The organism is Comamonas trifloxystrobinivorans, from assembly GCF_043359985.1.
Taxonomy (GTDB): Bacteria; Pseudomonadota; Gammaproteobacteria; order Burkholderiales; family Burkholderiaceae_C; genus Comamonas; species Comamonas trifloxystrobinivorans.
This window is the reverse complement of the sequence record NZ_JBHZGV010000010.1, coordinates 194,018-220,250: the sequence shown is the minus strand read 5'-3', so window position 1 is coordinate 220,250 and position 26,233 is coordinate 194,018. Positions and strand designations below refer to the sequence as shown.

Annotated in this window: 27 protein-coding genes; 17 read left to right on the top strand and 10 right to left on the bottom strand. The window is 63.1% G+C overall.

The genetic code is table 11. From position 1 onward, the window contains the following. Positions 1–99 precede the first annotated feature (99 nt). Entirely contained in the window at positions 100–1,287 is a 1,188-nt protein-coding gene (locus ACFIQF_RS14155; protein WP_393943798.1) for a sensor histidine kinase, read from the bottom strand. Next, positions 1,272–1,994, bottom strand: coding sequence for a response regulator (locus ACFIQF_RS14150; RefSeq protein ID WP_393943796.1), 723 nt, complete (start codon positions 1,992–1,994; stop codon positions 1,272–1,274). Before ACFIQF_RS14150 ends, ACFIQF_RS14155 begins: the two co-directional genes overlap by 16 nt. A gap of 297 nt (positions 1,995–2,291) precedes the next feature. On the opposite strand from ACFIQF_RS14150, the gene ACFIQF_RS14145 reads away from it, so the two are divergent. Genes ACFIQF_RS14145 through ACFIQF_RS14105 form a run of 9 tightly spaced genes read left to right on the top strand, consistent with a single transcriptional unit; the run spans position 2,292 to position 10,198 of the window. Beyond that, a complete protein-coding gene (locus tag ACFIQF_RS14145; protein ID WP_393943795.1) occupies positions 2,292–3,677 on the top strand; it encodes a TolC family protein in 1,386 nt (461 codons plus the stop codon). Continuing rightward, a complete protein-coding gene (locus ACFIQF_RS14140) occupies positions 3,674–4,819 on the top strand; it encodes an FtsX-like permease family protein (RefSeq protein ID WP_393943794.1) in 1,146 nt (381 codons plus the stop codon). The genes ACFIQF_RS14145 and ACFIQF_RS14140 overlap by 4 nt, the downstream gene beginning before the upstream one ends. A gap of 13 nt (positions 4,820–4,832) precedes the next feature. Further along, positions 4,833–5,609 (top strand): ABC transporter ATP-binding protein, encoded by a 777-nt coding sequence (locus tag ACFIQF_RS14135; protein WP_393943792.1) that lies wholly within the window; start codon positions 4,833–4,835, stop codon positions 5,607–5,609. After that, the gene (locus ACFIQF_RS14130) at positions 5,606–6,547 is read left to right on the top strand and encodes an efflux RND transporter periplasmic adaptor subunit (RefSeq protein ID WP_393943791.1); all 942 of its coding nucleotides are present in this window, start codon (positions 5,606–5,608) and stop codon (positions 6,545–6,547) included. The genes ACFIQF_RS14135 and ACFIQF_RS14130 overlap by 4 nt, the downstream gene beginning before the upstream one ends. After that, the gene (locus ACFIQF_RS14125; RefSeq protein ID WP_393943789.1) at positions 6,540–7,241 is read left to right on the top strand and encodes an MtnX-like HAD-IB family phosphatase; all 702 of its coding nucleotides are present in this window, start codon (positions 6,540–6,542) and stop codon (positions 7,239–7,241) included. The genes ACFIQF_RS14130 and ACFIQF_RS14125 overlap by 8 nt, the downstream gene beginning before the upstream one ends. Beyond that, positions 7,238–8,176, top strand: coding sequence for an alpha/beta hydrolase (locus tag ACFIQF_RS14120; RefSeq protein ID WP_393943787.1), 939 nt, complete (start codon positions 7,238–7,240; stop codon positions 8,174–8,176). Before ACFIQF_RS14125 ends, ACFIQF_RS14120 begins: the two co-directional genes overlap by 4 nt. Next, positions 8,166–8,540 carry a DMT family transporter gene (locus tag ACFIQF_RS14115; protein ID WP_393943786.1) on the top strand — a complete coding sequence of 125 codons (375 nt, stop codon included), beginning with the start codon at positions 8,166–8,168 and terminating at the stop codon, positions 8,538–8,540. Before ACFIQF_RS14120 ends, ACFIQF_RS14115 begins: the two co-directional genes overlap by 11 nt. After that, positions 8,537–8,965 (top strand): DMT family transporter, encoded by a 429-nt coding sequence (locus ACFIQF_RS14110; RefSeq protein ID WP_393943784.1) that lies wholly within the window; start codon positions 8,537–8,539, stop codon positions 8,963–8,965. Before ACFIQF_RS14115 ends, ACFIQF_RS14110 begins: the two co-directional genes overlap by 4 nt. After that, positions 8,966–10,198, top strand: coding sequence for a DegT/DnrJ/EryC1/StrS family aminotransferase (locus ACFIQF_RS14105; RefSeq protein ID WP_393943782.1), 1,233 nt, complete (start codon positions 8,966–8,968; stop codon positions 10,196–10,198). It abuts the gene before it with no gap. Here ACFIQF_RS14105 and ACFIQF_RS14100 read toward each other — a convergent pair. The 5 genes from ACFIQF_RS14100 to ACFIQF_RS14080 form a co-directional block, all read right to left on the bottom strand. Next, positions 10,134–11,420 carry a class I SAM-dependent methyltransferase gene (locus ACFIQF_RS14100; RefSeq protein ID WP_393943781.1) on the bottom strand — a complete coding sequence of 429 codons (1,287 nt, stop codon included), beginning with the start codon at positions 11,418–11,420 and terminating at the stop codon, positions 10,134–10,136. The genes ACFIQF_RS14105 and ACFIQF_RS14100 overlap by 65 nt on opposite strands. A gap of 21 nt (positions 11,421–11,441) precedes the next feature. Then, on the bottom strand, positions 11,442–12,350 hold the full coding sequence (locus tag ACFIQF_RS14095; protein ID WP_393943779.1) for an arginase family protein: 909 nt from the start codon (positions 12,348–12,350) through the stop codon (positions 11,442–11,444). Beyond that, on the bottom strand, positions 12,347–13,414 hold the full coding sequence (locus tag ACFIQF_RS14090) for a GNAT family N-acetyltransferase (protein WP_393943777.1): 1,068 nt from the start codon (positions 13,412–13,414) through the stop codon (positions 12,347–12,349). Before ACFIQF_RS14090 ends, ACFIQF_RS14095 begins: the two co-directional genes overlap by 4 nt. Positions 13,415–13,475: 61 nt before the next feature. Then, positions 13,476–14,849 carry an aspartate aminotransferase family protein gene (locus ACFIQF_RS14085; RefSeq protein WP_393943775.1) on the bottom strand — a complete coding sequence of 458 codons (1,374 nt, stop codon included), beginning with the start codon at positions 14,847–14,849 and terminating at the stop codon, positions 13,476–13,478. A 103-nt stretch (positions 14,850–14,952) separates the two neighbouring features. Beyond that, complete coding sequence (locus tag ACFIQF_RS14080) at positions 14,953–15,399, bottom strand: CBS domain-containing protein (RefSeq protein WP_393943774.1); 447 nt, start codon at positions 15,397–15,399, stop codon at positions 14,953–14,955. A 147-nt stretch (positions 15,400–15,546) separates the two neighbouring features. Between ACFIQF_RS14080 and ACFIQF_RS14075 the strand changes: the two genes are divergently transcribed. The 5 genes from ACFIQF_RS14075 to ACFIQF_RS14055 all read left to right on the top strand — a co-directional run bounded on the left by ACFIQF_RS14075 (position 15,547) and on the right by ACFIQF_RS14055 (position 19,998). Next, positions 15,547–16,845: an O-acetylhomoserine aminocarboxypropyltransferase gene (locus ACFIQF_RS14075; protein ID WP_393943773.1), complete on the top strand. Its 1,299-nt coding sequence runs from the start codon at positions 15,547–15,549 to the stop codon at positions 16,843–16,845. Continuing rightward, entirely contained in the window at positions 16,845–17,267 is a 423-nt protein-coding gene (locus ACFIQF_RS14070) for a GNAT family acetyltransferase (RefSeq protein WP_393943771.1), read from the top strand. Before ACFIQF_RS14075 ends, ACFIQF_RS14070 begins: the two co-directional genes overlap by 1 nt. Before the next feature lie 25 nt (positions 17,268–17,292). After that, positions 17,293–18,102: an alpha/beta fold hydrolase gene (locus ACFIQF_RS14065; RefSeq protein WP_393943769.1), complete on the top strand. Its 810-nt coding sequence runs from the start codon at positions 17,293–17,295 to the stop codon at positions 18,100–18,102. A gap of 26 nt (positions 18,103–18,128) precedes the next feature. Continuing rightward, entirely contained in the window at positions 18,129–19,001 is an 873-nt protein-coding gene (locus ACFIQF_RS14060) for a PoNe immunity protein domain-containing protein (RefSeq protein WP_393943767.1), read from the top strand. A 181-nt stretch (positions 19,002–19,182) separates the two neighbouring features. Continuing rightward, entirely contained in the window at positions 19,183–19,998 is an 816-nt protein-coding gene (locus ACFIQF_RS14055; RefSeq protein ID WP_393943766.1) for a PoNe immunity protein domain-containing protein, read from the top strand. 16 nt (positions 19,999–20,014) lie between these two features. On the opposite strand, the gene ACFIQF_RS14050 is transcribed toward ACFIQF_RS14055, so the two are convergent. Further along, positions 20,015–21,355: a YihY family inner membrane protein gene (locus ACFIQF_RS14050; protein ID WP_393943765.1), complete on the bottom strand. Its 1,341-nt coding sequence runs from the start codon at positions 21,353–21,355 to the stop codon at positions 20,015–20,017. A 32-nt stretch (positions 21,356–21,387) separates the two neighbouring features. On the opposite strand from ACFIQF_RS14050, the gene ACFIQF_RS14045 reads away from it, so the two are divergent. Together ACFIQF_RS14045 and ACFIQF_RS14040 are read left to right on the top strand one after the other, a co-directional pair. Next, positions 21,388–21,795 (top strand): DUF2069 domain-containing protein, encoded by a 408-nt coding sequence (locus ACFIQF_RS14045; RefSeq protein ID WP_393943764.1) that lies wholly within the window; start codon positions 21,388–21,390, stop codon positions 21,793–21,795. A gap of 36 nt (positions 21,796–21,831) precedes the next feature. Continuing rightward, positions 21,832–23,259, top strand: a complete 1,428-nt coding sequence (locus tag ACFIQF_RS14040; RefSeq protein ID WP_393943762.1) for an FAD-binding oxidoreductase — start codon at positions 21,832–21,834, stop codon at positions 23,257–23,259. A 7-nt stretch (positions 23,260–23,266) separates the two neighbouring features. Here the strand turns inward: ACFIQF_RS14040 and ACFIQF_RS14035 are convergent, their stop codons facing one another. After that, positions 23,267–23,734, bottom strand: coding sequence for an Ivy family c-type lysozyme inhibitor (locus ACFIQF_RS14035; protein ID WP_393943760.1), 468 nt, complete (start codon positions 23,732–23,734; stop codon positions 23,267–23,269). Between the two features lie 319 nt (positions 23,735–24,053). On the opposite strand from ACFIQF_RS14035, the gene ACFIQF_RS14030 reads away from it, so the two are divergent. Further along, positions 24,054–25,034: a thymidylate synthase gene (locus ACFIQF_RS14030; protein ID WP_393943758.1), complete on the top strand. Its 981-nt coding sequence runs from the start codon at positions 24,054–24,056 to the stop codon at positions 25,032–25,034. Between the two features lie 383 nt (positions 25,035–25,417). Here the strand turns inward: ACFIQF_RS14030 and ACFIQF_RS14025 are convergent, their stop codons facing one another. Next, complete coding sequence (locus ACFIQF_RS14025; protein WP_393943757.1) at positions 25,418–26,128, bottom strand: TetR/AcrR family transcriptional regulator; 711 nt, start codon at positions 26,126–26,128, stop codon at positions 25,418–25,420. Between the last annotated feature and the right edge of the window lie 105 nt (positions 26,129–26,233).

Genomic DNA, 26,233 nt, shown 5'->3' with positions numbered 1-26,233 from the left:
GGCTCCCCGGTTCAATTCCGCCACAACTGCGTGCGGCTGGTGGGAGGTATTGTGCTGCTGGCATGTGGGGATTTTGTGGAGACTGCGTTCAGGCTTTTTTCAGGCCTGCGCAAAGCGCAAGGTAAAGCGCGCCCCGCCCCGCTCTGAGCTTCCGGCCTGCACTTGCCCGCCTTGGGCCTCGGTCAGCACACGCACAATGGACAAGCCCAGCCCTGAGCCTTCGCGCCGGCGCCGCCCAGGCGCCTGGGCGAAACGCTGAAACGGGTGCGCGCGCAGCTCCTGCGGCAAGCCCGGCCCGGCATCGTCCACCTGCAATTGCACCCAGGGCCCTTCGTCCTGCTCGTCCTCGTCCGCCTGTGCTGCGACACAGGCAATGCTCAGCCCCAGCCAATGGCCTTCACGGGCATGGCGAATCGCATTGCTCACCAGGTTGAAGACGATTTGCCGCATGCGGTCCGGGTCGGCCCGGATATCGCTGGCTTGCTCGTCTTCCGGCTGCGACAGCTGCGCCTGCATGCCGGCGGCCTGCAGCTGTGGCTGCAGTTGCTCCAACACCTCGGCCACCAAGGCAGCCAGATTCAACCTCTGCTTTTGCAGCGAGATTTTTCCCGCATCGGCGATCGACAAGGTGTGCAGATCGTCCACCAGCCGCCCCAAGTGCTCGGTTTGCGTGAGCAAGGCCTGGAACTCTTGCGCGCTCGGCTCGATCACCTCGTCACAAATCGCGTGCAAATGCGCTTTGAGCACCGACAAGGGCGTGCGCAGCTCGTGCGAGATCGAGGCAGCGGTGGCCAGGCGCTCCGATTCCAGCTCCTGCAGCGAATCGACCATTTTGTTGAAAGTCAGCACCACATCGGCCATCTCGCCCGTCGATCCCTCTACCACGGCCCGGGCACCGAAATCGCCGCGCTCAACCCGCTGCGCGACCTCGACAATCGAGGCCAGTGGCCGCGTGACGTAGCGCGATACCCAAAACCCCACTGCCAGGCCAAACGGCAAGCATACGGACAAGCCCACCAGCAGGGACACCTGGTCACTGAACAGCAAGCCGCCCGGCCAGTACTGGGTATAGATCTGGATCACCCGCTGCGGGTCGCTCACCATGTCGTCGCTGGTGAGTTCTTCAAACTCGGCACGCACCGACTCTGGCAAGGCCTGGTAGAAATAATGGTCTTGTGCTTTGGAGATGCCCCAGGCGCTGAGCGAGAGCAGCGCCATCGTGCTCAGGACCGTGCCGGCAATCCACAGCCCAAAGCGCACCCAGATGCGGTTCAGTCCTCGGGCCATAGCCGGTAACCGATGCCGCGCACGGTCTCAATCAATTGTTCCTGGCCGGCCAGCTGCAGCTTGCGCCGCAATTTGGAGAGATGGGAGTCGATCACGCGCTCAAGCGCATCGCTCTCGGGCAGGCAGTGCTCAATCAGGTGCGCCCGCGAAAAACAACGCTTGGGCTGGGCCGCGAGCAGCGCGAGCAGCCGAAACTCGGTCAGCGTCAGCGACAAGGGCTTGCTGCGGCCGGCCTCGTCATAGACCAGGGCGCTGTGCTCCTCGGCATTGATCTCCAGCGCACCCACCCGGATCGGTGCCGCCTGGGGCTCGGCTTTTGCCTGGCTGCGGCGCAAGACCGCCCGCACCCGGGCCACCACTTCCGCCGGATTGAAGGGCTTGACGACATAGTCGTCCGCCCCCAGGCGCAATGCCACCAGTTTGTCTACGTCGTCGGCCAAGGCAGTGACCATGATCACCGGCGTTTGCCCCTGGTCCCGGATGCTGCGCAGCACGTCGATGCCGTCCATCGTTGGCAAGTGGATATCGAGCAACACCAGGTCGGGCCTCAGGCTGCGAAAAGTCTGCAGGGCTTCGGCACCATCTTCGGCCAGCTGGGCTCGCAGGCCGTCTCGCTCCAGATAGGCTCGCAAGATGGTGGCAATGCCGGGCTCATCCTCAACGACCAGGACCAAAGGTGCAGCAATAGGGGCTTGATTAGGTTTCATCACAAGGCAGTGCCGGGCGCGGGAAACGCCTGGGTGGCACAAATTTCTGGGGCCATTATGGCGTTGAGTCGGTTTTTTGGGGGCACTGTCGCGCCTCCATGTTTTCTCCATCAATAGTGCACCTTTGCGCAAGCTTGCTGGGCCCCAATGGCAGCAGTTGTGTTGGCGAAGATCAAAGCCATGGCCTGGCGCCTTGGCTGATCAGCACCGCCGTCCGACTGCCATATTTGCCCATTCTGACCCTGCACCCGAGTGAGAACCCCTGCCCTTTGCACCCTGTCCAGCCTTGCACTGCTCATGCTTGGCGGCTGCACCGCGCCGCCCCAGGCGGTGCTGGACCGCTCTACGCCTGCGAGCTGGCAGCAAGCCACAGACACCGGCGCTCAGGGCGCGCCCGGCGCCACACGACTGCGCGCCAGCGACCTGGCCACCTGGTGGCGCAGCTGGAACGAGCCCCAGCTCAACGCCTTGGTAGAGCAAGCCCTGGCGCAGAACCTGAGCCTGGCCCAAGCCCGCGGCCGCCTGCGCCAGCAGCGCCTGCTGCAAGGCGTGGCCGATGCAGCCTACCGGCCTGAGCTCAATGGCAATATCCGCACCTTGCAAGATGTTGCAGCCATCGACTCCTACTTTCATGCCAGCATCGACATGGTCTGGGATCTGGGCCTGTTTGGGGCCCGCGAATCCCATACCCAGGCTGCGCGGGCCGAGCTGCTGAGCGCCCAGGCCCAGCTGGAGGCCGCACAGGTGGCGCTGGTAGCCGATGTCGTACACCGCTGGCTGGACATCCGCATGGCGCAAGCCCAGCGTCAATTGCTCGGCGAGCGCGTCGCCCTCGACGAGCGCACGCTGCATTGGGCGCAAGTGCGGCTGGCCCAACGCCTGGATGGCTCCGAGGCCGTCTACCAGGCACAGTTGCAGCTGACCCAAAGCCAAAAACAAGACAGCGCCTTGCAAGAGAGCCAGGCGCGCGCGGCCCATGCCCTGGCCTTGCTGCTGGGGCAAGCGCGCCCAGACCCGGCCTGGCTGGCCCGCAGCGCCGATGCGCGCCTGCCTGCGCCCCCGCCTTTGCAGCTGGAGATGCTGCCGGCCGACTTGCTGCGCACCCGCCCCGATATCCAGGCGGCCGAAGCCGGCGTCTTGCGCGCAGCTGCGGCGCTGGGCCTGTCGCGTGCGGCCTTGAAGCCGCGCTTCGCGTTGGGCGGCTCCCTGCTTTTTTCGTACAACCTCACGCAAAACCACCGCACCACCTCGGACCACATTCCCGTGCTGGGCCCGGTGATCGACATTCCGCTGTTTGACTGGAGCCGCCGCCGCTCGCAAGCCGCCGGCGACGAGGCCGCCCTGGATGTCGCCGTGCTGGGTTACCGCCAAAGCGTGCTGGAGAGCATTTCCGAAGTGGAAGCCGCCCTGGCCGCACTGCAAGCGCAACAAGCCCGCATGACTGGCCTGGCTCAAACTGCCCGGCAAATTGCGGCCCGCGATGCGCTGCAGCAGCGGCGTGAGCAACTGGGCCTGGCCGGCGCTTACCAGCGGGCCAACGAGCAACGCGCTCTGCTGCAAAACCGGTCCGAACAAGTCGTGGCCCAGGCCAGCCAGGCGCTGGCCTATGTCAGCTTGTACAAAGCCTTGGGCGGTGCGCCTTTGCCCGAGGCAGCCGCGACCGCGCCCGAGGCAAAGCCATGATCGCCCTGGCCCGTAAAACCCTGGTCCATGAGTGGCGGCGCTTTGTGCCGTCGATCTTTGCCGTCGGCTTTGCCGGCGTGCTGCTGGTCATGCAAGCCGCCTTGGTGCTGGGCATCTTCAGCAGTGCCGCCATTTACGTCAACGCCAGCTCGGCCGATCTGTGGGTCGGCTACCCCGGCACCCAAAGCGTCAACTTTGGCCGCAACATCAGCGCCGATGTGGAGATGCGCTTGCGCATGGACCCTGACATCAGCACCGTGGAGCCCTATGTCTGGGTAGACGGCGACTGGCGTGCCGCCACCGGCAGCGCCCAGGCGGCGGGCGGTGTGTCGATCTACCTCTCGGGCATTGCCAGCGGCCCGTCGGCCATGATGTTTGACCAGGTGCTGCGGCCTTGGCAACGGGCGCTGCTGCGCGAGCCCGGGGCGGTCATTGTCGACCGCGCCGATCTGGGCACCTTGGCCAGCCAAGAAGGCGGCCGCGCCTGGATCAACAACCACCCGGTGCGGGTCGTGGCCGCGGTGGACGGCCTGCGCGGGCTGGGCGCGGTCAACGTGATCAGCTCGCTTGAAAGTGCGCGCGAGATAGCCGGCCAAAGCGCCGCCCAGGGCAGCACCTACCTGGTAGCGCGCTTGCGCCCGGGCAGCCAGGCCCGGGCCGTGGAGCAGCGCTTGAACCAGTCCGGCCAGAACTTTGGCCCGCACGAGGCCTGGAGCGCCAACACCTTTGCCCACCGCTCACAGCGCTACTGGATGTTCGACACCGGCGCCGGCGCCGGCGTGCTCTTCATGGCCATCGTCGTCAGCCTGGTAGGCGCCGTGGTCACCAGCCAATCGCTCAAGACCGTGGTCACCGGATCAGCCCGCGAATACGCCGTGCTCAATGCGCTGGGCGTCAGCCGCTCGGCCCTGGGCCGCGTGGTGGTGGAGCAGGCCTGCTGGATCGGCGGGCTGGGCCTGCTGCTGGCGGCATTGGCCAGCCTCGCCCTGCTGTCTTTGGCCCAGGTCTACCGCGTACCGGTGGCGCTCAGTGGCCAAGCGCTGCTGGCATGCGCCGTGCTGATCGGCTTGCTGGCCTTGCTCTCGGGCCTGGGCGCCATGCGCGGCCTGCTGCGCGCCGACCCCGCCACCTTGCTGCGTTGATGGAATGACGAGCATGATCCAGACACGCAACCCCTCCCCCACCAGCAGTGCGAGCCCGGCGCCCGCTTCGGCCCAGGCCAGCCTGCAGGCCGTCGATTTGAAAAAATCCTACCTCTCGGGCGTGGTGCGGGTGCATGTGCTGCAGGGCCTGAACGTATCGCTCTACCCGCACGAGCTGTCGCTGATCTCCGGGCCTTCGGGCTGCGGAAAAAGCACCTTGTTGTCGCTGCTCTCGGGGCTGCTCTCGCCCGACGGCGGCAAAGCCTATGCCCTGGGCCAGGACCTCGCCCACATGAGCGAGCGCGAGTTGGAGCGCTTTCGCCTGCGCAACACCGGCTTTGTCTTCCAGGGCTTCAACCTCTTCCCCGCGCTCACCGCGCTGGAGCAAGTGCAGCTGCCGCTGGGCTATATGGGCTTGCGCGCGGCCGAAGCCAGGCGCCGTGCGCAAGATGCGCTCGACGAGGTCGGCCTGTCGCACCGCACGCGCATGCGGCCGGCCGAACTCTCCGGTGGCGAGAAGCAACGCGTGGCCATAGCCCGGGCCATGGCCAAAGAGCCTCAATTGCTGTTTGCCGACGAGCCTACCAGCGCACTCGACGCCGAAAGTGGCCAGCGCGTGATCGACATCTTGCACCGCGCCGCCCGTGCACGCGGCACCACGGTGCTGTGCGTCAGCCACGATCCGCGCCTGATACGCCACGCCGACCGCGTGCTGGGCATGGAAGACGGCAGCATCCGAAGCGACTGGCGCCAAGCCGCCGCCTTGGACGACCCAGAAAGCACCCCATGACACACTCTCCGCGCCTTGTGCGCCCTTTGATCACCACGCTGGCATTTGCCGCACTGGCAGCGCCCCTGCTGGGCGGCTGCTCGCCCTCGGCCAGTGAACTGCCAACAGCCACCGCCCGGGCCGCCGGGCCGCCTGGGGCAGCGGGCTCCGTGGCAGTGGCCCGCGGCAAAATCGATGTCGAAGGCGGGCTGCTGGAGCTGGCGCCAGCCATCGAAGGCACGGTGCAACAGCTGCCGCTCAAAGAAGGCCAGCGGGTACAGGCGGGCCAGTTGCTGCTGCGTATGGCCGACGATGCTTCGCGCGCCGATCTGGGCGTAGCCGAATCCGAATGGCGCCTGGCCCAAACGCGCGAAAAAGCCAAATCTGCCCGCCTCCCGCCACTGGCAGCTGCGCTCAAACGCTGGCAAACCGCCGCCCGCGAAGGCGCAGCCGATGCAAACCATGTGAGCGAAGCCGCCCAGCAGTTGCGCGATGCGCAATCGGAACGCGATATAGCGGCCGCCGAAGTGAAGGTGGCGCAGGCCAAAGTGGAGCAGCTGCGCAGGCAGCAAAAGCGCTTCCAGCTGCAGGCGCCCGAGGCGGCCACCGTCGTGCACATCAAGGCACATGTGGGCGGCCAGGCCGGGCCGCAGCAAACAGCTGTTTCGCTGCTGCCGCAGCGGCCACTGATCGTGCGCGCCGAACTCAACGAGAGCTTTGCCAACGCGGTGCGCGAAGGCATGCGCGCATCGGTCGTCTTTGATGGCGAAGCTGGCAGCAGCAGCGCCGCCCTGCCCGCGGCCAAGGTGCTGCGCATCAGCCCAATGTTTGGCGCAGCGCGCTTGCAAGATGACACGCAGCGCGGGCCGATCCGCGTCATTGAATGCGTGCTGGAGTTCGATAACCCGCCCATTCATGCACGTGTGGGGCAAAACGTAAGGGTGAGCTTCCATGAATAAACGAATCATTGATCTGCGGCCCGTCACCATGGGCTGGACGGTGCAATCCGACTTTGACGGCACCATCAGTTTGCTCGACGTCACCGACACACTGCTCACCCGCTTTGGCCAGCCTGGCTGGCAGGAGCTGGAAGACCAATGGGAGCGCGGCGAAATCGGCTCGCGTGAATGCATGAAGGGCCAGGTGGCGCTGCTCGACATGAGTGAAGACGAGCTGCGCGCGCACTTGGACACCATCGAGATCGATCCTTCATTCGCAGGCTTTGTGGACATGGCGCACATCCACGGCATCAAGGTGCAGGTGGTGAGCGATGGCATCGACTACGCCATCCGCCATGTGCTCGCCCGCCACGGTCTGGGGCACCTTGAAGTGATCGCCAATCGCCTCGTGCAGACGGGCGAGCGCAGTTGGCATCTTGAATCGCCGTGGGCGAGTGCACGCTGCCACCGCGCCAGTGGCAATTGCAAATGTGAGCGTCTGGCCGAGCAGCAAGGCATGCATGGCCGCGTGCTTTATGTGGGCGACAGCACCTCGGACTTCTGCGTTTCGCACAAGGCCGATTTTGTGCTTGCCAAGTACAAGCTCATCGCACATTGCGAGGCGCATGGCATCTCGCACGCACCGTTCGAAACCTTTGCGCAAGCGACCATGCTGCTGGAGAAGGTCGTGCTTGGAATGGAGGTGCTCGCATGAACGTCGCTGATGGATTCGCCGCCGTTCAGAGCAGCGAGCAGGCCAATGCCGTGAACGCGGAGGCGCTGCAGACGCTGTGCCTCACCGAGAATGAGTTTGTGATGCCCGGCTTCGGTCCGGCTGCCCGCACCGGTGTGTTGCTGGTGCATGGCCTGACCGGTACGCCCGCAGAGATGCGCGTGTTGGGCAAAGGGCTCAATCGCCAAGGCTTCACGGTCTATGCGGTGCAGTTGGCCGGGCACTGCGGGACCATGGAAGACTTGGTGAAGACACGTTGGCAGGACTGGTTGGCGAGTGTTGAATCCGGGCTTGAGCGGTTCTCGCAAGTGGTCGATCAGGTGGTGGTCGGTGGCTTGTCGATGGGCGCTCTGCTGTCGCTCGCCATTGCCGAGCGGCAGCCCGCCAAGGTAGCGGGCGTGTGCGCACTCTCTACCACGTTTCGCTATGACGGCTGGAGCATTCCCAGCTACACCAAGCTCGCATTTCTGCTGCCGCTGTTTCGTCGCCTCGGCATTGGCCGCAGGAGCGTTTTCATGGAAGCGCCGCCCTACGGTATCAAGGACGAAGCCTTGCGTGCGCGCATCGTCGAGCAAATGCACAGCGGCAACAGCGCAGCAGCGGGTCTGCCGGGCAACCCATGGTGGTCTGTCATCGAGTTGCGACGTTTGTCGGCCCATGTGCAGTCGCATCTCAAGGATTTGCGTGCGCCGTGCCTCGTGATTCATGCCACCGAAGACGATATTTCCAACGTCTCCAATGCACACGATATTCAGCGTGGCGCGGTCAATGCCAAGGTAGAGTTGGTGCTGCTCGACAACTGCTATCACATGATCACCATCGACCGCGAACGCCGCACGGTAATTGCGCGGATCAACGATTTTCTGAATCGTCTCTCGCAGGCCAACCGGCAAGAGGCCGCACAGCATGGGCAGTGAACTGACGCCGCTGGTCATCACGCTGTGGGTGCTCAATGTATTGGTGGATAGCGGCGGTCAGTTGGCGTTCAAGGCTGCTGCCAGTCAGCCGCCATTGGCGCTGGATGGCTTGGCCCGCTGGCGCTTCATGGCGAGCAAGCCGTGGTTATGGATCGGCATTGGCTGCTATGTGGCCGAGTTTGTTTTCTGGCTGGCATTTCTTTCACTCGTGCCGCTGTCTGATGGTGTGCTGCTGGGCTCCATCAACATTGTGGCCATCATGATTGCCGGGCGCATTCTGTTCAAGGAACGGCTCGCGCCGCTGCGCGTGGCGGGCATTGTGCTGGTGTCGATTGGTGTGGCCATTGTGGGGTTGGCGGGATGAAACGGTTTTATTTCATCGGCTTTCTGGTGCTGATGGCGTTCGACACGCTGGCGCAGCTAAGCTTCAAGCAAGCAGGCAATGCAGCGCTGCCACTGGAGATGTCACCCGCGTGGTTGATGCGCGTGTTCGGGGAGCCGTGGATCTACGGCGCATTCGTTGGCTACATTGGCGCGTTCTTCACATGGATGAGTCTGCTCAAGCGCGCGCCCATCGGGCCCGCGTTTGCGGCGTCTCATCTGGAGATCATCTCGGTGCTGGCGCTCTCGCATTACCTGTTCAATGAAGAGATTGGTTGGTCGCAGATCGTGGGGTGTTTGTTCATCATCGCGGGCATCATCTGCCTGGCGTTGAGCGAGACCGAAGATCCGGACGATGGACACCAAAGCGGCACGGCAAGCGCCGCACGCATCGTAGACAATGCGTGAATGCCAGCCACGCGAGTCACCGTTCCTCCCACTGCCGGATTGCCCCTGCGCTTGGGCGACCTGATGCCTTGGGGCGATGCCAACTTCGACGACGCGTTGGCCGCGTGGCTCAATGTGCCCGAGGTGCAGTTGGAATGCTCGGGCACATCGGCCCTGATGGTGGCGCTGCGCACGCTCCAGAAGATCGCGCCCGGACGCAATGAAGTCATCATGCCGGCCTACACCTGTCCGTTGGTGGCAATGGCGATCTCGCAGTGCGGATTGCAGGCACGCTTGTGCGACCTGAGCCGTGACGCGCTCGACTTGGATGAGGAAATGCTGCGCGCGCTGTGCAGCGAAAAAACGCTGGCCATCGTCCCCACGCATCTGGGCGGGCGTGTGGCCGATGTGCGCGTTGCCAAGCATTTTGCGCGCATGGTGGGTGCCTATGTGATTGAAGATGCAGCACAAGCCTTGGGCGCGCGCGTGAATGGTGAAAGCGTGGGGCTGCAAGGTGACATTGGCCTCTTCAGTCTGGCGGTCGGCAAGGGACTCACCACCTATGAAGGCGGCGTGCTCATCGCGCGCGATCCGGAGCTGTTCGGTCGTTTGCAAGACACGCATGACAGAACCATCGGCTCCAGCCTGGGTTGGGAGCTGCTGCGCAGCGCCGAACTGCTGGGCTATGCCGCCGTCTATCGCCCGTCAACGTTGGACTGGGCGTATGGCGCGCCATTGCGCAAGAGTTTGGCAGAAGACGACTGGATTGCCGCAGCGTGCGACGACTTTGATGCGTTCATCCCGCAGCACACGCTGGGCCGCTGGCGCAGCCGTGTGGGCGTGCGTGGATTGAAGCGCTTGAGCGCGCATTTGCAATCTGCACAGGTGCGTGCCGAGCAACGAATCGCACGGCTGGCGTCCATTCCCGGAGTCGAAGTGGTGCGTGATATGGCGCCTGGTGCGCAAGGTACCTGGCCGGTGATGCTGCTGCGCATGCCAAATCGTGCATCACGCGATGCGTTGATGCGTGCGCACTGGGCTTCGGGCTGGGGGCTGTCGCTGCCATTCGTGAATATCGTCTCGGACTACGTGCGCTACGCGCCATTGCTTGGCAGCGGCGTGCAGGGCAGCGTGATGGTGGCGCGCGATTGGGCGCAGCGCCTGGTCTCGGTGAGCAACAGCGAATGGCTCACAGATGCGCTGTTTGATCAACTCTGTGCGCATATCGCGGAGACAGTCTCTCGCGCGCCTTGAGCGTTTCACGGCGCGGGCCAATGTAGTCACGCGTAAGCGGAACGGACTCCTGCTTGCGGGCCAATTGAATCTGGAAGATCGCAATGTCCTGATAGCGGAAGGCGGTCTCCGACATCGATAGATAGAACTCCCACATCTTGCAAAAGCGCTCGTCATAAAGCGCCTTGGCCTCATCGCGCCGCGCCAGAAAGCGCTCACGCCACAGTCGCAGTGTGCGTGCGTAGTGCAGGCGCAGTACTTCGATGTCGGTCATGATCAAGCCAGACCGTTCAATCGCCGCAGTGAACTCCGACATCGCCGGAATATGCCCGCCGGGAAAGATGTAGCGCTCGATCCAGGGATTGTTGAAGTCCGGGGTTTCGAGATTGCCAATGAAGTGCAGCAGCATCACGCCGTCATCGCTGAGCAAGTGGTGGCATTGCTTGAAGAAGGCGTCGTGATAACGCGTTCCCACATGCTCGAACATGCCCACGGAGACGATGCGCTCAAACGGGCCTTGGGTGTCGCGGTAGTCTTCGAGCTTGTATTCCAGACGTTCAGGCACCCCGGTTTCGGCGGCCCGCTGGGTGGCCACTTCCAACTGCTCCTTGGACAGGGTCACGCCTTTCACGTGGCCCGCCTGAGCGACTTCCGCCAGATAGCGTGCCATACCGCCCCAGCCGCAGCCAATGTCGAGCACGCGGTGCCCCGGCTCCACCAGTAGTTTGGCTGCGATGTGGCGCTTCTTGGCGAGTTGCGCCGTCTCGAGGTCCTCGTCGCCTTGCTCGAAATACGCGCAGGAGTATTGGCGATCATCGTCCAGAAACAGCGCATACAGGCGGTCATCCAGATCGTAGTGATGCGCGACATTGGCCCGTGATTTGCTGCGCATATTGTTCTGTAGAACGGGCCGCAGCTTCATACGCCATGCATCGAGAATCTGTACCGCCTTGCTGTCAGGGACCTGCTTGGCGTGACGCAGCACCAACTCCAGCACGTCGTAGACGGAGCCTTGGTCTACCACCAGACGCTCTTGCATGAACATCTCGCCGAAGTTCAGATCCGGGTCACGCAGCAGGTGGAAGACGGCACGTCGGTCGGTGAACCGGATGCGCGCCTGAGGCTGGCCGCCATCACCAAACGACAGCATCTTGCCCCATGGAAGCACCACGTCAAGCTGCCCCGTTTTCACCAGTGGCGCGAAGGCACGTTGCAGCATTTTGGTGACCAAGGGATCGAACATATGAAGACTCTCTGTGTAAATTCAGTGGGGCGATAGCAGCGGCGCCCTGTGACAGCGCTCCAGGCGCGCCAGCAGGCGTTCGTTGAAATCGTTTTGACCGGCTTGAGCCACTGCAAGGGCAGCCGCATCGATCTGTATGTCTTGCCCATCGCCAGCGCTCAGCAGGCGCTTCCACCACGTGGCATAGCGCCAGGATGAAATGTCGCCGGTGATGTCGCTGCCTGCCATCTGCCCCGTCAAGACCTGGATGATCTGCGCAGCCTGCTCTTCACGCATCTGCCCTTGGTCCCAATTGGTTTGCACCACATCGGTCGCGAACACATCCTTGTCAATGCTGAGATACGTGGGCTGCGGCGCTCCGCTCAATGTGCGCGACAGCGCTTGCGTGAGCGCTTCAAGGTCGTCAAAGCTGCGCAACGCCTGGCCCAAACCTTTGCGCGCAGCCCAACTGGTATCAACGCCACAACTCCAGTACGTGAGCTTGCCCGCGCGCAGCGGTGCAAGCTGGTTTTCCCACGCGTGAGCGGCGCCAATGTCTTGAGATGTGATACCCGCCACATGCACATGCGATACGGCCGGGTGCATCGCCACACGCTTCACCCACGAGCCGCAGTGCACGCCCCAGGGGAACAGCATGTTGTCGGGATGGTTGTCGAGCACCACTACGCGCAGCGGTCTGGCTGCGCTGAAACCTTGTTGCGCAATGCAGCGCTCGATCAGCAGCCAGCTCAGGTGATGGAAATCCCCGCTGCCCATGAACGCCGTGCCGTAGTCCTGGGGCAGCTGCTTTTCAACCGAAGCGCGAAATGCGGCATAGCGCTTGAGCGTGCAGCCAAAACGGATCGCTTCCTGCCAATCCTGCAACGGCAGCCGCACCTCGCCAGCGAGCACGCCAACCGAATTGTCGACATCCAGAATGAGCGGCTTCATGTCGCTTGCTCCTCGCGCCACTGGCGGTCACTCTCAAAGTGGCCGGCAAACTTGCGGCCCAGTGCCCGCAGCAGCGAATTGCGGATGAACACCGCATGCTGCGTGAACGTGAATTTTGCGCCGAGCTGGGCCTTCACGTCCGGGTCTGTCCAACCGGCAATGTAATGCGTGAGGCCGCGCTCGATGGCGTACTCTAGATTCACCATCCAGCTCACAAAATACAGGTTGGCCTCGCGTGCGCGCGGGTAGGACAGGCCGATGTACTTGTCGATCAGCCTGCCATCGTGCTCGAAGCAGAGATTCCAACCGAGCAGTGCGTGGTCTTCTGCGCTTCGGTATTCAAAGACGATGCCGTTGTTGGATGCATCGCGCAATACAGCGGCAAAGAACGCGCGCGTGAGTTTGTCGAAGTGAATTTCGCTTTGCGCATACACCGCATCGAACAGCGCGTAATACCCATCCACGCGTTCATCGCTGGCGAAAGCTTCGCCGGTTGGAATCCGCGTCACCTGCAAATCGGCGCGGCTCTTGAGCTTGCGCTTCAGGTTCTGGCGGCGGCTTTTGGACAGGCGTGAAAGGTACTCGTCGATGCTGCTGAAATCAACTGGCACATAGGCCAGTGCTTGACCTTCCACGAGGATGAAGCCCGCCTTGGCCAACTGCTGCATCAACTCGGCGGAATACGCGTTGTCTTCATCGCTGAGCAATGGCGAGGCTTGCGGTAGATCCTTCACGATGGTGAGCATGCGCACGCCAGACTTCGCACGCCATTGCGCTGCCAGCGTGGACGCATCGATGCCCAGCGGCAGGGGCGCGTATTCGGTCAACGTGGTGCCCACAAAGTCGGTCCTGAGCTTGAGATGCGACGCCAACCAGCCACCGCCCGGCAGCTTCTGCAGTTTGGCTTTGAGTTCGGCATCCGCCGTGGTCAGCAGATCAAACGGCGCGGTGAATGCAGGTGCCGGCCCATCGGCAAGCACGGCAAAGCCCTCGGGCGGATGCGCGGCAAATTGCCCGATCAGCGCCGAAGGCTCCAACTGGTTACGGTAGAGCGTGGAATTCAACTCGATTCTTGGCATTTAACGCCCTCGCCCCCTTGGGGGTGAGGGCGCAAGTCCTCAGTGCTTACTTTTTAGCTTTGGTGAGCAACTGGTCGAGCAACACCATCGCCTCATCAATCTCAGCACGCGTAATCATCAGAGAAGGCGCAAACGTGATCACGTTCTTGTAGTAGCCACCCACGTCCAGCACCAGGCCGCGCTTCTGGCCTTGGTATTCCAGGCCGCCTTCCAGACCGATATCGACCATCTTGTCGAGCAGCGCCTTGTTGGGTGTGAAGCCGTCTTCGGTGCAGATTTCGGCGCGCAGCGCGAGGCCGAGGCCGTCCACATCGCCGATTTCCTTGTGGCGCTTTTGCAGCTCCTTCAGGCCTTCGAGGAAGTAGGCACCCGATTCGCGCACCTGCTTGCCAAAGTCCACTTCGTGCGTCATCTTCATCACTTCCAGCCCCAGCGCTGTGCCCAATGGATTGGAGGCGAAGGTGGAGTGTGTCGATCCAGGAGGGAACACGGTGGGGTTGATGAGTTCTTCACGCGCCCACAGGCCGGAGAGCGCATTCAGGCCATTGGTCAGTGCCTTGGCAAACACCAGCACATCCGGCGTGATGCCAAAGTTTTCTACCGACCACAACGTGCCGGTGCGCCAGAAACCCATCTGAATTTCATCGACCACCATCAGCACGCCGTGATCGTCGAGCACCTTCTTCAAGCCTTTGAAGAAGTTCGCCGGAGGCACCACGTAGCCGCCCGTGCCCTGAATCGGCTCCACATAGAAGGCCGCGTATTCGCACTGGTTGGTCTTGGGGTCCCACACCGCGTGGTATTCGTTCTCGAACTTGCGCGCAAAGTCGCGCACGATCTGCTCGGAATACTCTTCAGCCGTCATGCCCTTGGGCCGACGGAACGGGTAAGGGAACGGAATGAACTGCGCGCGCTCGCCAAAGTGGCCGTAGCGGCGGCGATAACGGTAGCTCGACGTGATCGACGAAGCACCCAGCGTACGGCCGTGATAACCGCCTTCAAAGGCGAACATCAGGCTCTTGCCATTGCTCGCGTTGCGCACGACCTTGAGCGAATCCTCAATCGCCTGCGCGCCACCCACGTTGAAGTGCACGCGGCCTTGCTTGCCCCATTTCTTCTCGGCGTCCTGCGCGATGAACTTGGCCAACTCGATCTTGGTGGGGTGCAGATACTGGCTGGCCACCTGCGGCAACTCCTTGAGTTGCTCGATCATCTTCTCTTCAAGACGCTTGTTCTTGTAGCCAAAGTTGACCGCCGAGTACCACATCTGCAAATCGAGATACGGCGTGCCAGCATCGTCAACCATGTAGCTGCCATCGCAGCCGGTGAAGATCTTGGGGGGATTGACGTAGTGGACGGTGTCGCCAAACGAACAGTATTTGGCTTCATCGGCCAAGAGTTGAGCGGTATTGATAGTCACAGCGGAAAGGCTCCAAAATTAAGCCTCTCCAGTGTCTGCGCCCAATCTTGTGGCCGTATCGAGCTTGTTTGGAGAAATTGTGGAGGCGCCCCGCCCCCCGGCGTTATTCGTCGTTTTCTACCGGCCAGTCGCGGATATAGGCCTTGAGCATCTTGTTCTCGAAGTTCTGGCTGTCGACCACGGCCTTGGCCACATCGTAGAAGCTGATCACGCCCATCAGCATTTTCTTGTCCATCACCGGCATGTAGCGGGCGTGGCGGTCCAGCATCATGCGGCGCACCTCGTCCATGTCGGTTTCCATGGTGCAGGTGAGCGGTGCGTCGTCCATCACGCTGCGCACCAGGGTGCTGCCGGCAGTGCCGCCGTTGTTGACGATGGCCACGATCACTTCGCGGAAAGTCAGCATGCCCACCACGTCGCCGTGCTCCATCACCACCAGAGAGCCGATGTCTTTCTCGGCCATGGTCTGGATGGCGTCACTCAGCGGATCGTTCACGCTGGCGGTGTACAAGGTATTGCCTTTGAGGCGCAGGATGTCGCTGACTTTCATGCTTGTCTCCTTCAAAATCCCCCGGCGGAGGCATGTCCTGGCTGGCGGCAGACGGGCGCAATACCTGCGCGACAGCCCGGCCAGCAAGGGTTTGCTAAATATAGCCGACAATGCGCTCCCAGAATGACAATCTGATGGAGATCTGCCATGCCCGGCTATTCCGACCCCGGTTTTGACACCCTGAGCCTGCACGCGGGCGCACAACCCGACCCAGCCACCGGCGCCCGGGCCGTGCCCATCCATTTGACGACTTCCTTCGTCTTCGAATCCAGCGACCACGCGGCGAGCCTGTTCAACCTGGAGCGGCCCGGCCACGTTTACAGCCGCATCAGCAACCCGACGAACGCGGTGCTGGAGCAACGCGTATCGGCGCTGGAAGGCGGCGTAGGCGCTATCGCCGTGGCCAGCGGCCAGGCAGCGCTGCATCTGTCGGTTGCCACGCTGATGGGCGCGGGCAGCCACATCGTCGCCAGCACGGCGCTGTACGGCGGCAGCCAGAACCTGTTGCACTACACGCTGGCGCGCTTTGGCATTGAGACCACCTTCGTCAAACCTGGCGACATTGACGGCTGGAAAGCCGCCGTGCGCCCCAATACCAAGCTGTTCTTTGGCGAAACCGTGGGCAACCCCGGCCTGGACGTGTTGGATATTCCCACCGTCTCGGCCATCGCCCACGAAGCCGGCGTGCCGCTGCTGGTCGATTCCACGCTCACCTCGCCCTGGCTCATCAAGCCGTTTGAGCATGGCGCAGACATCGTCTACCACTCGGCCACCAAGTTTCTCTCCGGCCACGGCACGGTGATCGGCGGCATCGTCGTCGATGGCGGCAGTTTCGACTGGGAGAAATCCGGCAAATTTCCCGAGCTGACCCAACCGTACGACGGCTTTCACAACATGGTGTTCAGCGAAGAGAGCACCACCGGTGCCTTCCTGCTGCGCGCCCGCCGCGAAGGCCTGCGCGATTTTGGCGCCTGCATGAGCCCGCACAGCGCCTGGCTGATTCTGCAAGGCATCGAAACCCTGCCGCTGCGCATGGAGCGCCATATGCGCAACACCGAGAAAGTGGTGCAGTTCCTGGCCAGCCACCCGCTGGTCAGCCGCGTGGGCCACCCGATGCTGGAGACGCATTCCTCTTATGCGTTGGCCAAAAAGCTGCTGCCGCGTGGCGCGGGCTCGGTCTTCAGTTTCGACATTGCCGGCAACCGCAACCAGGGCAAGAAGTTCATCGAAACGCTCAAGGTCTTCAGCCACCTGGCCAATGTGGGCGACTGCCGCTCGCTGGTGATCCACCCGGCCAGCACCACGCACTTCCGCATGACGGACGAGGCGCTGGCGCAGGCCGGCATTGGCCAGGGCACGATCCGTTTGTCGATCGGTCTGGAAGATGCCGACGACCTGATCGACGATTTGAAGCGCGCGCTCAAAGCAGCTGAAAAGGCCGCCTGATGCAAGTGCGCCCGTTCGCCCCGGCAGACACGGAAGCCGTCATCCAGCTCTGGCATGACTGCGGCCTGGTGCGCCCCTGGAACGACCCGCACAAAGACATTGCGCGCAAGCTCAGCGTTGCGCCCGAGCTGTTTTTGGTGGGCTGCGATGCGAGCGGCCAGCTCATCGCCTCGGTCATGGTGGGCTACGAAGGCCATCGCGGCTGGATCAACTACCTGGCCGTGCACCCCAGCCAGCAGCGCCAAGGCCATGCGCGCCATTTGATGCAGCTGGCCGAGCAACTGCTGACCGAGCGCGGCTGCCCCAAGCTCAACTTGCAGGTACGCGCCGGCAACGAGGCGGTGATCGCCTTCTACGAAAGCCTGGGCTACGCCGATGACAAGACCGTGTCCATGGGCAAACGCCTGATTGCGGATATTTAGGCCGCGCCCCCATTCGGAGACAACTATGCGAATCCAAGTTCAAGGCGCCGATATTTACGCCTACACCGGCGGCAAGGCATTTGACGCCAACAAGCCGACCGCCCTCTTCATCCACGGTGTGCTGTGCGACCACAGCGTCTGGGCGCTGCAAAGCCGCTACATGGCCAACCACGGCTGGAACGTGCTGGCCATCGATCTGCCCGGCCACTGCAAAAGCGGCGGCGAAGCACCGGCCAGCGTGGAAGCGGCGGCCAGCTTTATCGGCCAGCTGCTCGATGCTGCCGGCCTGCAAAAGGCCGCCCTCATCGGCCACAGCTGGGGCAGCCTGATTGCCATGCAAGCCGCCGCACAGCTGGGTGCCCGCATCAGCCACTTGGTACTGGTGGGCACGGCAGCGCCCATGAAGGTATCGCCCGTATTGCTGGACCTGGCGGTAAACGCGCCAGACAAAGCCATCCACATGGTGCAGACTTTCTCGCGCGCCACGCTGGCACCGCCCAACGGCGCGGGCAGCTGGGTGTTTGGCGCTGGTACGGCGTTGGGCAAGCGTGTGCTCGCCAGCAACAGCCAAACCAATTTGCTGCACACCGGCTTTGTCGCCTGCGACAGCTACAGCGGCGGCGAGGCCGCCATGGCCGCCTTGCAATGCCCGGTGCTGTTCGTTCTGGGCGAGCAAGACCAGATGACGCCGCCCAAGGCAGCCAAAAGCCTGGTCGAAGCGGCCAAGGCTGCGGGCAAGAGCGTCAAGCTGCAAACCATTCCCAACGGCCACAACCAGATGACCGAATCGCCGGACGAAACCCTGTTCGCGATCCGCGATTTTCTGGCGGCTTAATACGGGCGGCCTGGCACAGCGAACAGATGCTGCGCACCGCTTTTTCGCACCACGGCGATCTGGCTGCGGCCTGCGCTGCCGCAGCGCAGATTCCGCTCGCCAGCCTGCAACCGCGCCGCAAGCTGAATCTGGCAGGCAAAAGAGCGGAGTGGAAAGCGCTGCTCGGCGAGCTGCGCCGCTTTGCCAGCAGCTACCGCTACCGCGAAGCCACGTCGCTCGCCGCCCATGCGGCGCTGGAAAACTATTGGCACTGGCAGCAAAGCGGGCAAACGGCTTGCCAGCTGCTGGTCTGCGGCATCGATCTGGGCCTGAGCGGCGAGCAGTTGCGCCCGCTCTACCTGCAAACCGTCGCGCTGTGGCGCGATGCTGCCGCCGTAGCTGACCATGCCCGCGCCAGCATGCGCGAAGCCACGGGCGCAGATTTTGGCGTGGGCGCGCCGCTGGCCACACGCACGCAAGACTACCGCTTTGCCATCGTGCTACTCACGCTGGCCAGCTTGCTGAACGCTACGGACGAGGTGCCAGCCATCGTGCAAGAGGTACTGGCTTTTGAGACCGACCAGTTGCTCGACTACCTCAGCGCTGGCGGGCTGGAGCTGCAACAGGTGAGCGAGGAGCTCTGGCACAAGCGCCCGTTTGGCGCCTTGCGACCGTTTTTTGAACAGCTGCAAGCAGAGCCCGAGCCCTTGCATGCTTATCTGCAAAACCAATATCGTGATCTCAGCGCTGTCTCACCCAAGCAGCAAAAGAAGGGCGGCCCCTGGAGCGGCCCGCACTATTGGGCGCTGGAGGTGGGCGCTCTGGCCGTGCTCTACGGCTGGGACGACAGCGCTTTGCGCAGCAGTCCGCACTACCCGGCCGATCTGGTGGACTTTGCGCGCCGCGCCGAGCCCGCTTGAAGCGTGCCCGGCCGGCGGGCAAAAAACTTACATTTTGATAGCAGCATCGGCAACCTGTATCTGCCGTAAGCAGTGGTAAGACGCCTGGAGTTTTGGCTTGCAAAGCCCTCTAAATCGGCTAGCCTATCGGCTACGTCAAACGCCGCGTTGCCATGCGCAGGGTTTGCGCACCGAGACTGCCATGCAAGAGACCGCCCTGCCCCACCTGCTGCAACACTGCCACGCCCTCGCCTGGCACACCTTGCCGCCGCCCCAGCCCATGGATGTGGAGCGCTGGAGCGAAGCCTGGGCCGATGCACTGGCCCAGCTCAACGAATTTGCCAGCCACGGATACTACGGCTTGGATGTGCCCGACCTGCCGCCCGAGCAACAACGCCAAGCCTGGCAAGAATGGCAGCAGGCTGCGCGCCAATCGGTGCACTTGCTGGAGCTGGCCTACCAACGCGGCTTGCCACCCACCGGTCTGGAAACCCTGTTTGGCCATGTGCTGCACTGGTGCAATGAATACGCGCAAACGCTGCGCCAGGCGGCCGATGCCGATGCCACCCCGCCCGCCTTGTTGGAAGTGGCAGGCACCGATTATTCTGCCGCCGTGCTGCTGGTAGCGCTGCCGGTGTTGTTGGAGCGACAGGAGCTGATTCCCGGCATTACCCAGCGCCTCTTGGGCGAGCGCTGCGACCGCCTGCTCGATTACCTGAGCGCCGCCGCCTGCGACAAATCCGAGGCGGTAGAGCAAGTCTTCCGCCCCGAGCCCTATGCGGCGCTGACGCCGTTCTTTGAGCAGCTCGATGTCACCGCTGGGCCGCTCTTACAGTATTTGCAGCAGGCCTATCCGGCTGCGCAAGACTGCAGCTGCGCCTGGGAAGTGGGCGCGCTGGTGGTGTTGTATGGGCTGGATGATGGCGCCTTCCGCCAGCACCCGCACTACCCGGCCCAGCTGGTGGATTTTGCCCGCCAGCGCCTGCAAGCCAGCTACCCCCAATCGCTGCGCGCCTGAAGCGGCAGCCGCTACGTCAAGCCACTTGTTCCAGCTGCGCTGGCGGCGTGTCGTCAGCCGATACGCGGCGCTCCAGCAAATCGATCAGCATGATCTGGTCCAGCCCGCAATGCCACCAAAAAGGCTCGGTGGCGGCGTTATGGTCCAGCAACAAGGCAGCAAACAAGGGCTGAGCCTTGGTGGCAGCGGGCTCCACTAGCAACACATAGCGCAGATCGTGGCCACCACCATCGACGCCATGCGCGGGCGTGCGGCCTTCCACATCAACCACAGCGCCCACCCAATCGAGCTGGGCCAGCACCTCTAAGGCGCGGTGCAACTGCACGTCTTCCACCTGCATGCGCGCGGCCAGTTGGTGCAGATACAAGCCTTTCTCGGGCTGGTAGCGCATGGGGTTGAGCGCGTGCAGGCATTCCAGCGCCAGCTGAAAATCCCAGCTTTGCGCGGTAGGCAAACGCGCCACGCCGGCCAGCAAACTGGGCAGGTACGCGGCCACCACGGCGCCGAGCAGCACGATCACCCAGGCCACATAAATCCAGATCAGCAAAATCGGCAACGTGGCGAAGGTGCCGTAGATATTGGAATACGTGGGCACAGCCACCAGGTACAGCGCCAGCACTTTCTTGGCCACTTCCATGCCCAGCGCCACAAAAATGCCGCCTGCCAAAGCATCGCGCCAGCGCACAAAGGTGTTGGGCACATAGCGAAACATGGCGGTAACGCCCGCGCCCAGCAACACAAACTCCAGCGAATCAAAAGCCAGCCGAATCAGATACGGCACCTCGCCCATGGCGCTGCGCGAAGCAGCCACCACCGATGAGGTGAGTGCCAGACTGGCGCCCAGCAGCAACGGCCCGAGCGTCATGGCGGTCCAGTAAATCAGCACCCGCTGGCCCAGCGGGCGCAGCTCGCGCACGCGCCAGATGTTGTTGAGTGTGCGGTCCATCGTCAAGATCAGGGCCAGCGCCGTCACCAGCAAAAAGCTCAAGCCTGCCAAGCCCAGGCGGCTTGCCTTGCTGGCGAACTGCGTGATGTAGCCCAGCACCTGACTGGCAATGCTGCTGGGGATCAAACTCTCCACCAGCCAGCGCTGCAGCTGCGCCTCCATCTGCGAGAACATCGGGAACGCGGTAAACAAAGCCAGCGCCACCGTGACAAACGGCACCAGCGCGAGCATGGTGGTGAAAGTCAGGCTGGCGGCGGTCAGGCCCAGGCGGTCTTCGCCAAAGCGCGTGCGCAAGGTGTTGACCGTGTTGCGCCACGGGAAATCTGCCAGCGTCTGCCACCAGCCCTCGGTGCGTGCCGCGGGCAAGGGCGCAGCCGCTGTGCGCGTATTTTTCTCATCACTGCCGTACATGCCGATATGATGCCAGTTTCACACCGCACACCATGGCACCTGCATCATCGAATCTGCCTGAATTGGTAACCCCGCCCGCTTCGGGCGTGGCGCGGCTCTCGCGCACGCTCGCCGTAGCGGCGCTGCTGGGCCTGGTGCTGCTGTCGCTGGCCTGGGAGCTGTGGCTGGCGCCGCTGCGGCCCGGCGGCTCGTGGCTGGCGCTCAAGGCGCTGCCGCTGTGTATACCGCTGGCCGGCCTGCTCAAACACCGCATGTACACCTACCGCTGGGTCAGCCTGCTGGTATGGTTGTACTTTATCGAAGGCGTGGTGCGCGCCTGGGGCGACCCGGCGCCCAGCCGCTGGCTGGCGCTGGCCGAAGTGGCGCTGTGCCTGCTGCTGTTTGCCGCCTGCGCCCTGCATGTGAAAGGCCGCCAACGCGCGTTGCGCACGGCGCCCTGACTCCCGTTTTACCGCTTGTTATCCGAGACATTACCAATGACCGATCTGCTTGCCACCCTGCGCGAAATTGTGGGACCGACCCATGTGCTGACCGACGGCGACTTGAGCGCCTACGAACAAGACTGGCGCCGCCGCGTACACGGCAAATCGCTGGCCGTGGTGCGCCCGGCCAGCACCGCCGAAGTGGCTGCCGTGGTGAAAGCCTGCGCGGCCAACGGCACGGCCATCGTGCCGCAAGGCGGCAACACCGGTTTGGTGGTGGGCTCTACGCCTGATGAATCGGGCACCCAAGTAGTGCTCAACCTGGGCCGCATGAACCAGGTGCGCGCGCTCGACAAAGACAACCTGACCATCACCGTCGACGCCGGCTGCATTCTGCAAAGCCTGCAAGAGCGCTGCGAAAAGGAAGGCTTTCTGTTCCCGCTGTCGCTGGCGGCCGAAGGCAGTTGCACGATTGGCGGCAACCTCGGCACCAATGCGGGCGGCACGCAGGTGGTGCGCTACGGCAATACCCGCGAGCTGTGCCTGGGCCTGGAAGTGGTGAACGCGCAAGGCGAAATCTGGAACGGCTTGAAAGGCCTGCGCAAAGACAACACCGGCTACGACCTGCGCAACCTCTTCATCGGCAGCGAAGGCACGCTGGGCGTGATCACTGGCGCCACGATGAAGATCTACCCCATGCCGGCGAGCCAGCTCACCGCCTGGGCGGCGCTGCCGTCTTTCGAGGCGGCCGTGCAATTGCTGGGCCTGGCACACCAGTACCTGGGCGCCGGCCTCACCGGCTTTGAGGTGATGAACCGCTTTGCGCTCAGCCTGGTCGACAAGCACATGCCGCAGCTGCGCGTGCCCTTTATCGACAACCCCGATTTTCCGTATGCCGTGGTGCTGGAGAACTCCGACAGCGAATCCGAAGAACATGCACGCGCCCGTTTTGAGGCGCTGATGGAAGCGGCTTTCGAGCAAGAAATTGTGCTCGACGCCGTGGTGGCCGAGAACCTGAGCCAGGCGCACAACCTGTGGCACATCCGCGAGAGCATTCCGCTGGCGCAGGTGGAAGAAGGCCTGAACATCAAGCACGACATCTCGGTGCCGATCTCGCGCATCCCTGCGTTCGTGGAACACGCCACCGCCGTGCTGCAGCAAAAAGTGCCGGGCATGCGCCTGGTGAACTTTGGCCACCTGGGCGACGGCAACCTGCACTTCAACGTGCAAGCGCCCGAAGGCGTGGACGCCAAGCTGTTCTTGAACGAGCGCGAGCACGAAATCAACCACATCGTCTACGACGCGGTGGCCGAGTTTGGCGGCTCCATCTCGGCCGAGCACGGCATTGGCTCGCTCAAGGCTGACACCCTGCCCGATTACCAATCGCCCGTGGCCCTGGGTATGATGCGCGCCGTGAAAAAAGCGCTCGATCCGCAAGGCATCATGAACCCCAACTGCATGCTGGCGCGCCAGTCGGCCTGAGCTGCAATTACTGCGCGGGTGCGCCCACCGCGTTGTTGATCAGGGTGTTCACCTCTTGGGGCCAGCGAAAAGCTGTGCCCGCCTCTTGCACCACGCGTGGCTGGCCGTCCTGCAGCCACCAGATGCGCATCTTGTTGCTTTGCGCGTCCAAGGCCACCGCCGCGGCGTTGTTGCCGCCATCGTGCTGGCGGTTGCCGGTGATGTAGTACACGGCGCCCTGTTTTTGCAGCGGGCCAGCCACCTGCAGGTTTTGCAAAAACGCCTCGTAATGCGTGCCCAGCAAATGCTGCATGCGCTCGGCCATCAGGCCTTGCTGCAAAAACGGCGCCTGGTTCTGGTACAGGCCCACCTGGGCTTGTAACTGGTTCCAGGCCAGTTGCGGGTCTGCAGCTGTGCCACTGCTCTGGCAGCCAGCCAGCGCCAAGGCTGCTGCCGCTGCCCAGGCCAGGCAGGAATTGCGCGCCATCTTCCACATAAACACATCCTTCTTCATACCCAGCGCCCAGCCGGCAAGCGCAGGAAACCCATCAAAATATCAGCCAAGGCCGGTACGATGCCGCCCTGGCAAGGCTATGTGCCCGAGGGTAACAGCGCGGGCACACCAGTTCGGTGACGCCATACGATTGGTTGCGACTGTAACCGTACGCGGTGAGCGCATCGACAAACCCATATGAGCGAGACGGAGTCGCCAGTCGTAATACAGTCGCCTGGTACGCACGGGCTCTGCCCCGCTGCTCCCTGATCCTGCCCGGCACCGGCAGCCCCTGGCTGTGGTGCCGCACACGCGAAGAAAAATGAAGCAATACCTGCAACTCGTACAAGACATTCTGGACCACGGCTCTTGGCAAACCAACCGTACCGGCATCCGCACGCGGAGCCTGCCCGGCGCCACGCTGCGCTTTGATTTGCAGCAAGGCTTTCCGGCCGTCACCACGAAAAAACTGGCCTTCAAATCCGCCATCGGCGAGCTCGTCGGCTTTATGCGCGGCTGCCGCAGCGCCGCCGATTTCCGGGCGCTCGGCTGCAAGGTCTGGGACCAGAACGCCAACGAAAACCAGGCTTGGCTGGCCAACCCCTATCGTCTGCAAGAGGATGATCTGGGCCCCGTCTACGGCGTGCAATGGCGCCAATGGCCGGCCTACAAACTGATCGATCTGGCGCAGCCCCAAAGCGAGGCACAGATTGCCGACGCGCTGGCCAAGGGCTACCACCAGATTGGCGAGGTCAACGAAGGCGGCGCACGCCAAGTGGTGCTGTACAAGGCCATCGACCAGCTGCGCCAGTGCCTGGACACCATCATGAAAGACCCGGGCAGCCGCCGCATCCTGTTCCACGGCTGGAACTGGGCGCAGCTCGAAGAAATGGCGCTGCCGCCTTGCCACCTGCTCTACCAGTTTCTGGTGAACCAGGAGGCGCACGAGATCTCGCTGTGCCTCTACATCCGCAGCAACGACGTGGGCCTGGGCACCCCCTTCAACCTGACCGAAGGCGCCGCGCTGCTGCACCTGGTGGGTCGCCTGACGGGCTACACGCCGCGCTGGTTTACCTACTTCATCGGCGACGCGCACATCTACGAAAACCATCTGCCCATGGTGCAAGAGCAGCTCAAGCGCGAGCCCTTCCCCGCTCCCAAGCTGGTGCTGTCCGACCGCATTCCGAGCTATGCCGAAACCGGCAAGTACGAACCCGAGTGGCTGGAAAAGGTGGAGCCTTCCGACTTCTCGCTGGAAGGCTACCAGCACCACGCACCGCTGACGGCGCCGATGGCGGTTTGATACAGCCGGCTGCGGTCAGTGCCAGCAAAGCGCCACCGGCTCAAGCCCGTGGCGCTTTTTTTATGACGCAGCGTGCGCGCGCCTCAGCTGCGCGTTGTTTGCAGGCTGGTTTTCTAACTGGCATTAGGCTTTTTGCTTGCTGCAGCTGGCCGGGTCTCGCCCCGGCAGGCGACTGACTTTCTTGCTACACGGCAAGAAAGTCAGCAAAGAAACGTGCCCGGTCCATCGACCCCGAAAGCTTCGCAAAGCGAATCTTTCGGGGTCGATGGAAGCAGGGTTCGGGGAACAGCCAACAGCCTGCGAGAATTGCGCCACTTGACCGCCTTTCCCGCAGCCCCAATCGACCAGATTAGCTACGGCGCCTGACGTTCAAATTCCTCTTTTTATTGCTGGCCTGGCGTGCCCACGCCAGACATCGCACTCACCTGCTCCCAAGTACTCTTGACCGCGCTTTGCGCGCTGCGCTTGCTCATGCCCAAGGCAACCATGTTCATGACCAGCAGGCCCCGGATGTAATCGTCGTCCCGGCGGCCGCCGGATACAAAGCGCAGCACCGCCTGGCGGCAAGAGCCCACCAGCAGATCCAGGGCCGGCTCCAGCAGCGGGAAGTCCAGCACGCCGGCTTTTTGCGCCACCAGCAGATCGCGCGCCACGGCGTGGCGGATCAGGCTTTTGGAATTGAGTTCGCTCAGATGGTCGAAGCGCAGCACAAACAAGCCCCACTGCGGGTCTTGCGCGGCCCGCACCAGATACATCAGCGGCCCGGCCACCGCCCGCTGCGCGGGCTGCGGCAAACGCTGCAGCACCTCGGCCACGTTGGCCACCATCTCCAGCATCAGCTCGCGGCCCAGCTCGTCAATAGCTTCTTCGAGCGAGGTGAAGTAGTTGTAGAAGGTGCCACGCGAGACTTCGGCCGCTGCCAGCACATCGTCAATCATGGCCGGTTTGCGGTAGGTCTCACGCGAGCAGACGTGCAAGGTGGCGTCCAGCAAACGGCGACGCATCTTCTCCCGCTTCTCTCGGGCGGTTCGCACCCGGAAATCTTCGGGCTCCGTCTCCAGCAGACGGGGGTCGGTATCGGCGGTCTTGGGCATTCCACTCCTGCGGCTAATGGCTTGATTCTAGCCAGTGCCTACACGCGCAGCGCCAGAGTCCAGCCCTATCGTCTGGCTGGAATGCGGGCTTTGGCAAAGCCAAAG

Coding starts and splice junctions, on each gene's coding strand:
- ACFIQF_RS14155 (WP_393943798.1), bottom strand. CDS start 1,287: ATGGCCCGAGGACTGAACCGCATCTGGGTGCGCTTTGGGCTGTGGATT.
- ACFIQF_RS14150 (WP_393943796.1), bottom strand. CDS start 1,994: ATGAAACCTAATCAAGCCCCTATTGCTGCACCTTTGGTCCTGGTCGTT.
- ACFIQF_RS14145 (WP_393943795.1), top strand. CDS start 2,292: ATGCTTGGCGGCTGCACCGCGCCGCCCCAGGCGGTGCTGGACCGCTCT.
- ACFIQF_RS14140 (WP_393943794.1), top strand. CDS start 3,674: ATGATCGCCCTGGCCCGTAAAACCCTGGTCCATGAGTGGCGGCGCTTT.
- ACFIQF_RS14135 (WP_393943792.1), top strand. CDS start 4,833: ATGATCCAGACACGCAACCCCTCCCCCACCAGCAGTGCGAGCCCGGCG.
- ACFIQF_RS14130 (WP_393943791.1), top strand. CDS start 5,606: ATGACACACTCTCCGCGCCTTGTGCGCCCTTTGATCACCACGCTGGCA.
- ACFIQF_RS14125 (WP_393943789.1), top strand. CDS start 6,540: ATGAATAAACGAATCATTGATCTGCGGCCCGTCACCATGGGCTGGACG.
- ACFIQF_RS14120 (WP_393943787.1), top strand. CDS start 7,238: ATGAACGTCGCTGATGGATTCGCCGCCGTTCAGAGCAGCGAGCAGGCC.
- ACFIQF_RS14115 (WP_393943786.1), top strand. CDS start 8,166: ATGGGCAGTGAACTGACGCCGCTGGTCATCACGCTGTGGGTGCTCAAT.
- ACFIQF_RS14110 (WP_393943784.1), top strand. CDS start 8,537: ATGAAACGGTTTTATTTCATCGGCTTTCTGGTGCTGATGGCGTTCGAC.
- ACFIQF_RS14105 (WP_393943782.1), top strand. CDS start 8,966: ATGCCAGCCACGCGAGTCACCGTTCCTCCCACTGCCGGATTGCCCCTG.
- ACFIQF_RS14100 (WP_393943781.1), bottom strand. CDS start 11,420: ATGTTCGATCCCTTGGTCACCAAAATGCTGCAACGTGCCTTCGCGCCA.
- ACFIQF_RS14095 (WP_393943779.1), bottom strand. CDS start 12,350: ATGAAGCCGCTCATTCTGGATGTCGACAATTCGGTTGGCGTGCTCGCT.
- ACFIQF_RS14080 (WP_393943774.1), bottom strand. CDS start 15,399: ATGAAAGTCAGCGACATCCTGCGCCTCAAAGGCAATACCTTGTACACC.
- ACFIQF_RS14075 (WP_393943773.1), top strand. CDS start 15,547: ATGCCCGGCTATTCCGACCCCGGTTTTGACACCCTGAGCCTGCACGCG.
- ACFIQF_RS14070 (WP_393943771.1), top strand. CDS start 16,845: ATGCAAGTGCGCCCGTTCGCCCCGGCAGACACGGAAGCCGTCATCCAG.
- ACFIQF_RS14065 (WP_393943769.1), top strand. CDS start 17,293: ATGCGAATCCAAGTTCAAGGCGCCGATATTTACGCCTACACCGGCGGC.
- ACFIQF_RS14060 (WP_393943767.1), top strand. CDS start 18,129: ATGCTGCGCACCGCTTTTTCGCACCACGGCGATCTGGCTGCGGCCTGC.
- ACFIQF_RS14055 (WP_393943766.1), top strand. CDS start 19,183: ATGCAAGAGACCGCCCTGCCCCACCTGCTGCAACACTGCCACGCCCTC.
- ACFIQF_RS14050 (WP_393943765.1), bottom strand. CDS start 21,355: ATGTACGGCAGTGATGAGAAAAATACGCGCACAGCGGCTGCGCCCTTG.
- ACFIQF_RS14045 (WP_393943764.1), top strand. CDS start 21,388: ATGGCACCTGCATCATCGAATCTGCCTGAATTGGTAACCCCGCCCGCT.
- ACFIQF_RS14040 (WP_393943762.1), top strand. CDS start 21,832: ATGACCGATCTGCTTGCCACCCTGCGCGAAATTGTGGGACCGACCCAT.
- ACFIQF_RS14035 (WP_393943760.1), bottom strand. CDS start 23,734: ATGTGGAAGATGGCGCGCAATTCCTGCCTGGCCTGGGCAGCGGCAGCA.
- ACFIQF_RS14030 (WP_393943758.1), top strand. CDS start 24,054: ATGAAGCAATACCTGCAACTCGTACAAGACATTCTGGACCACGGCTCT.
- ACFIQF_RS14025 (WP_393943757.1), bottom strand. CDS start 26,128: ATGCCCAAGACCGCCGATACCGACCCCCGTCTGCTGGAGACGGAGCCC.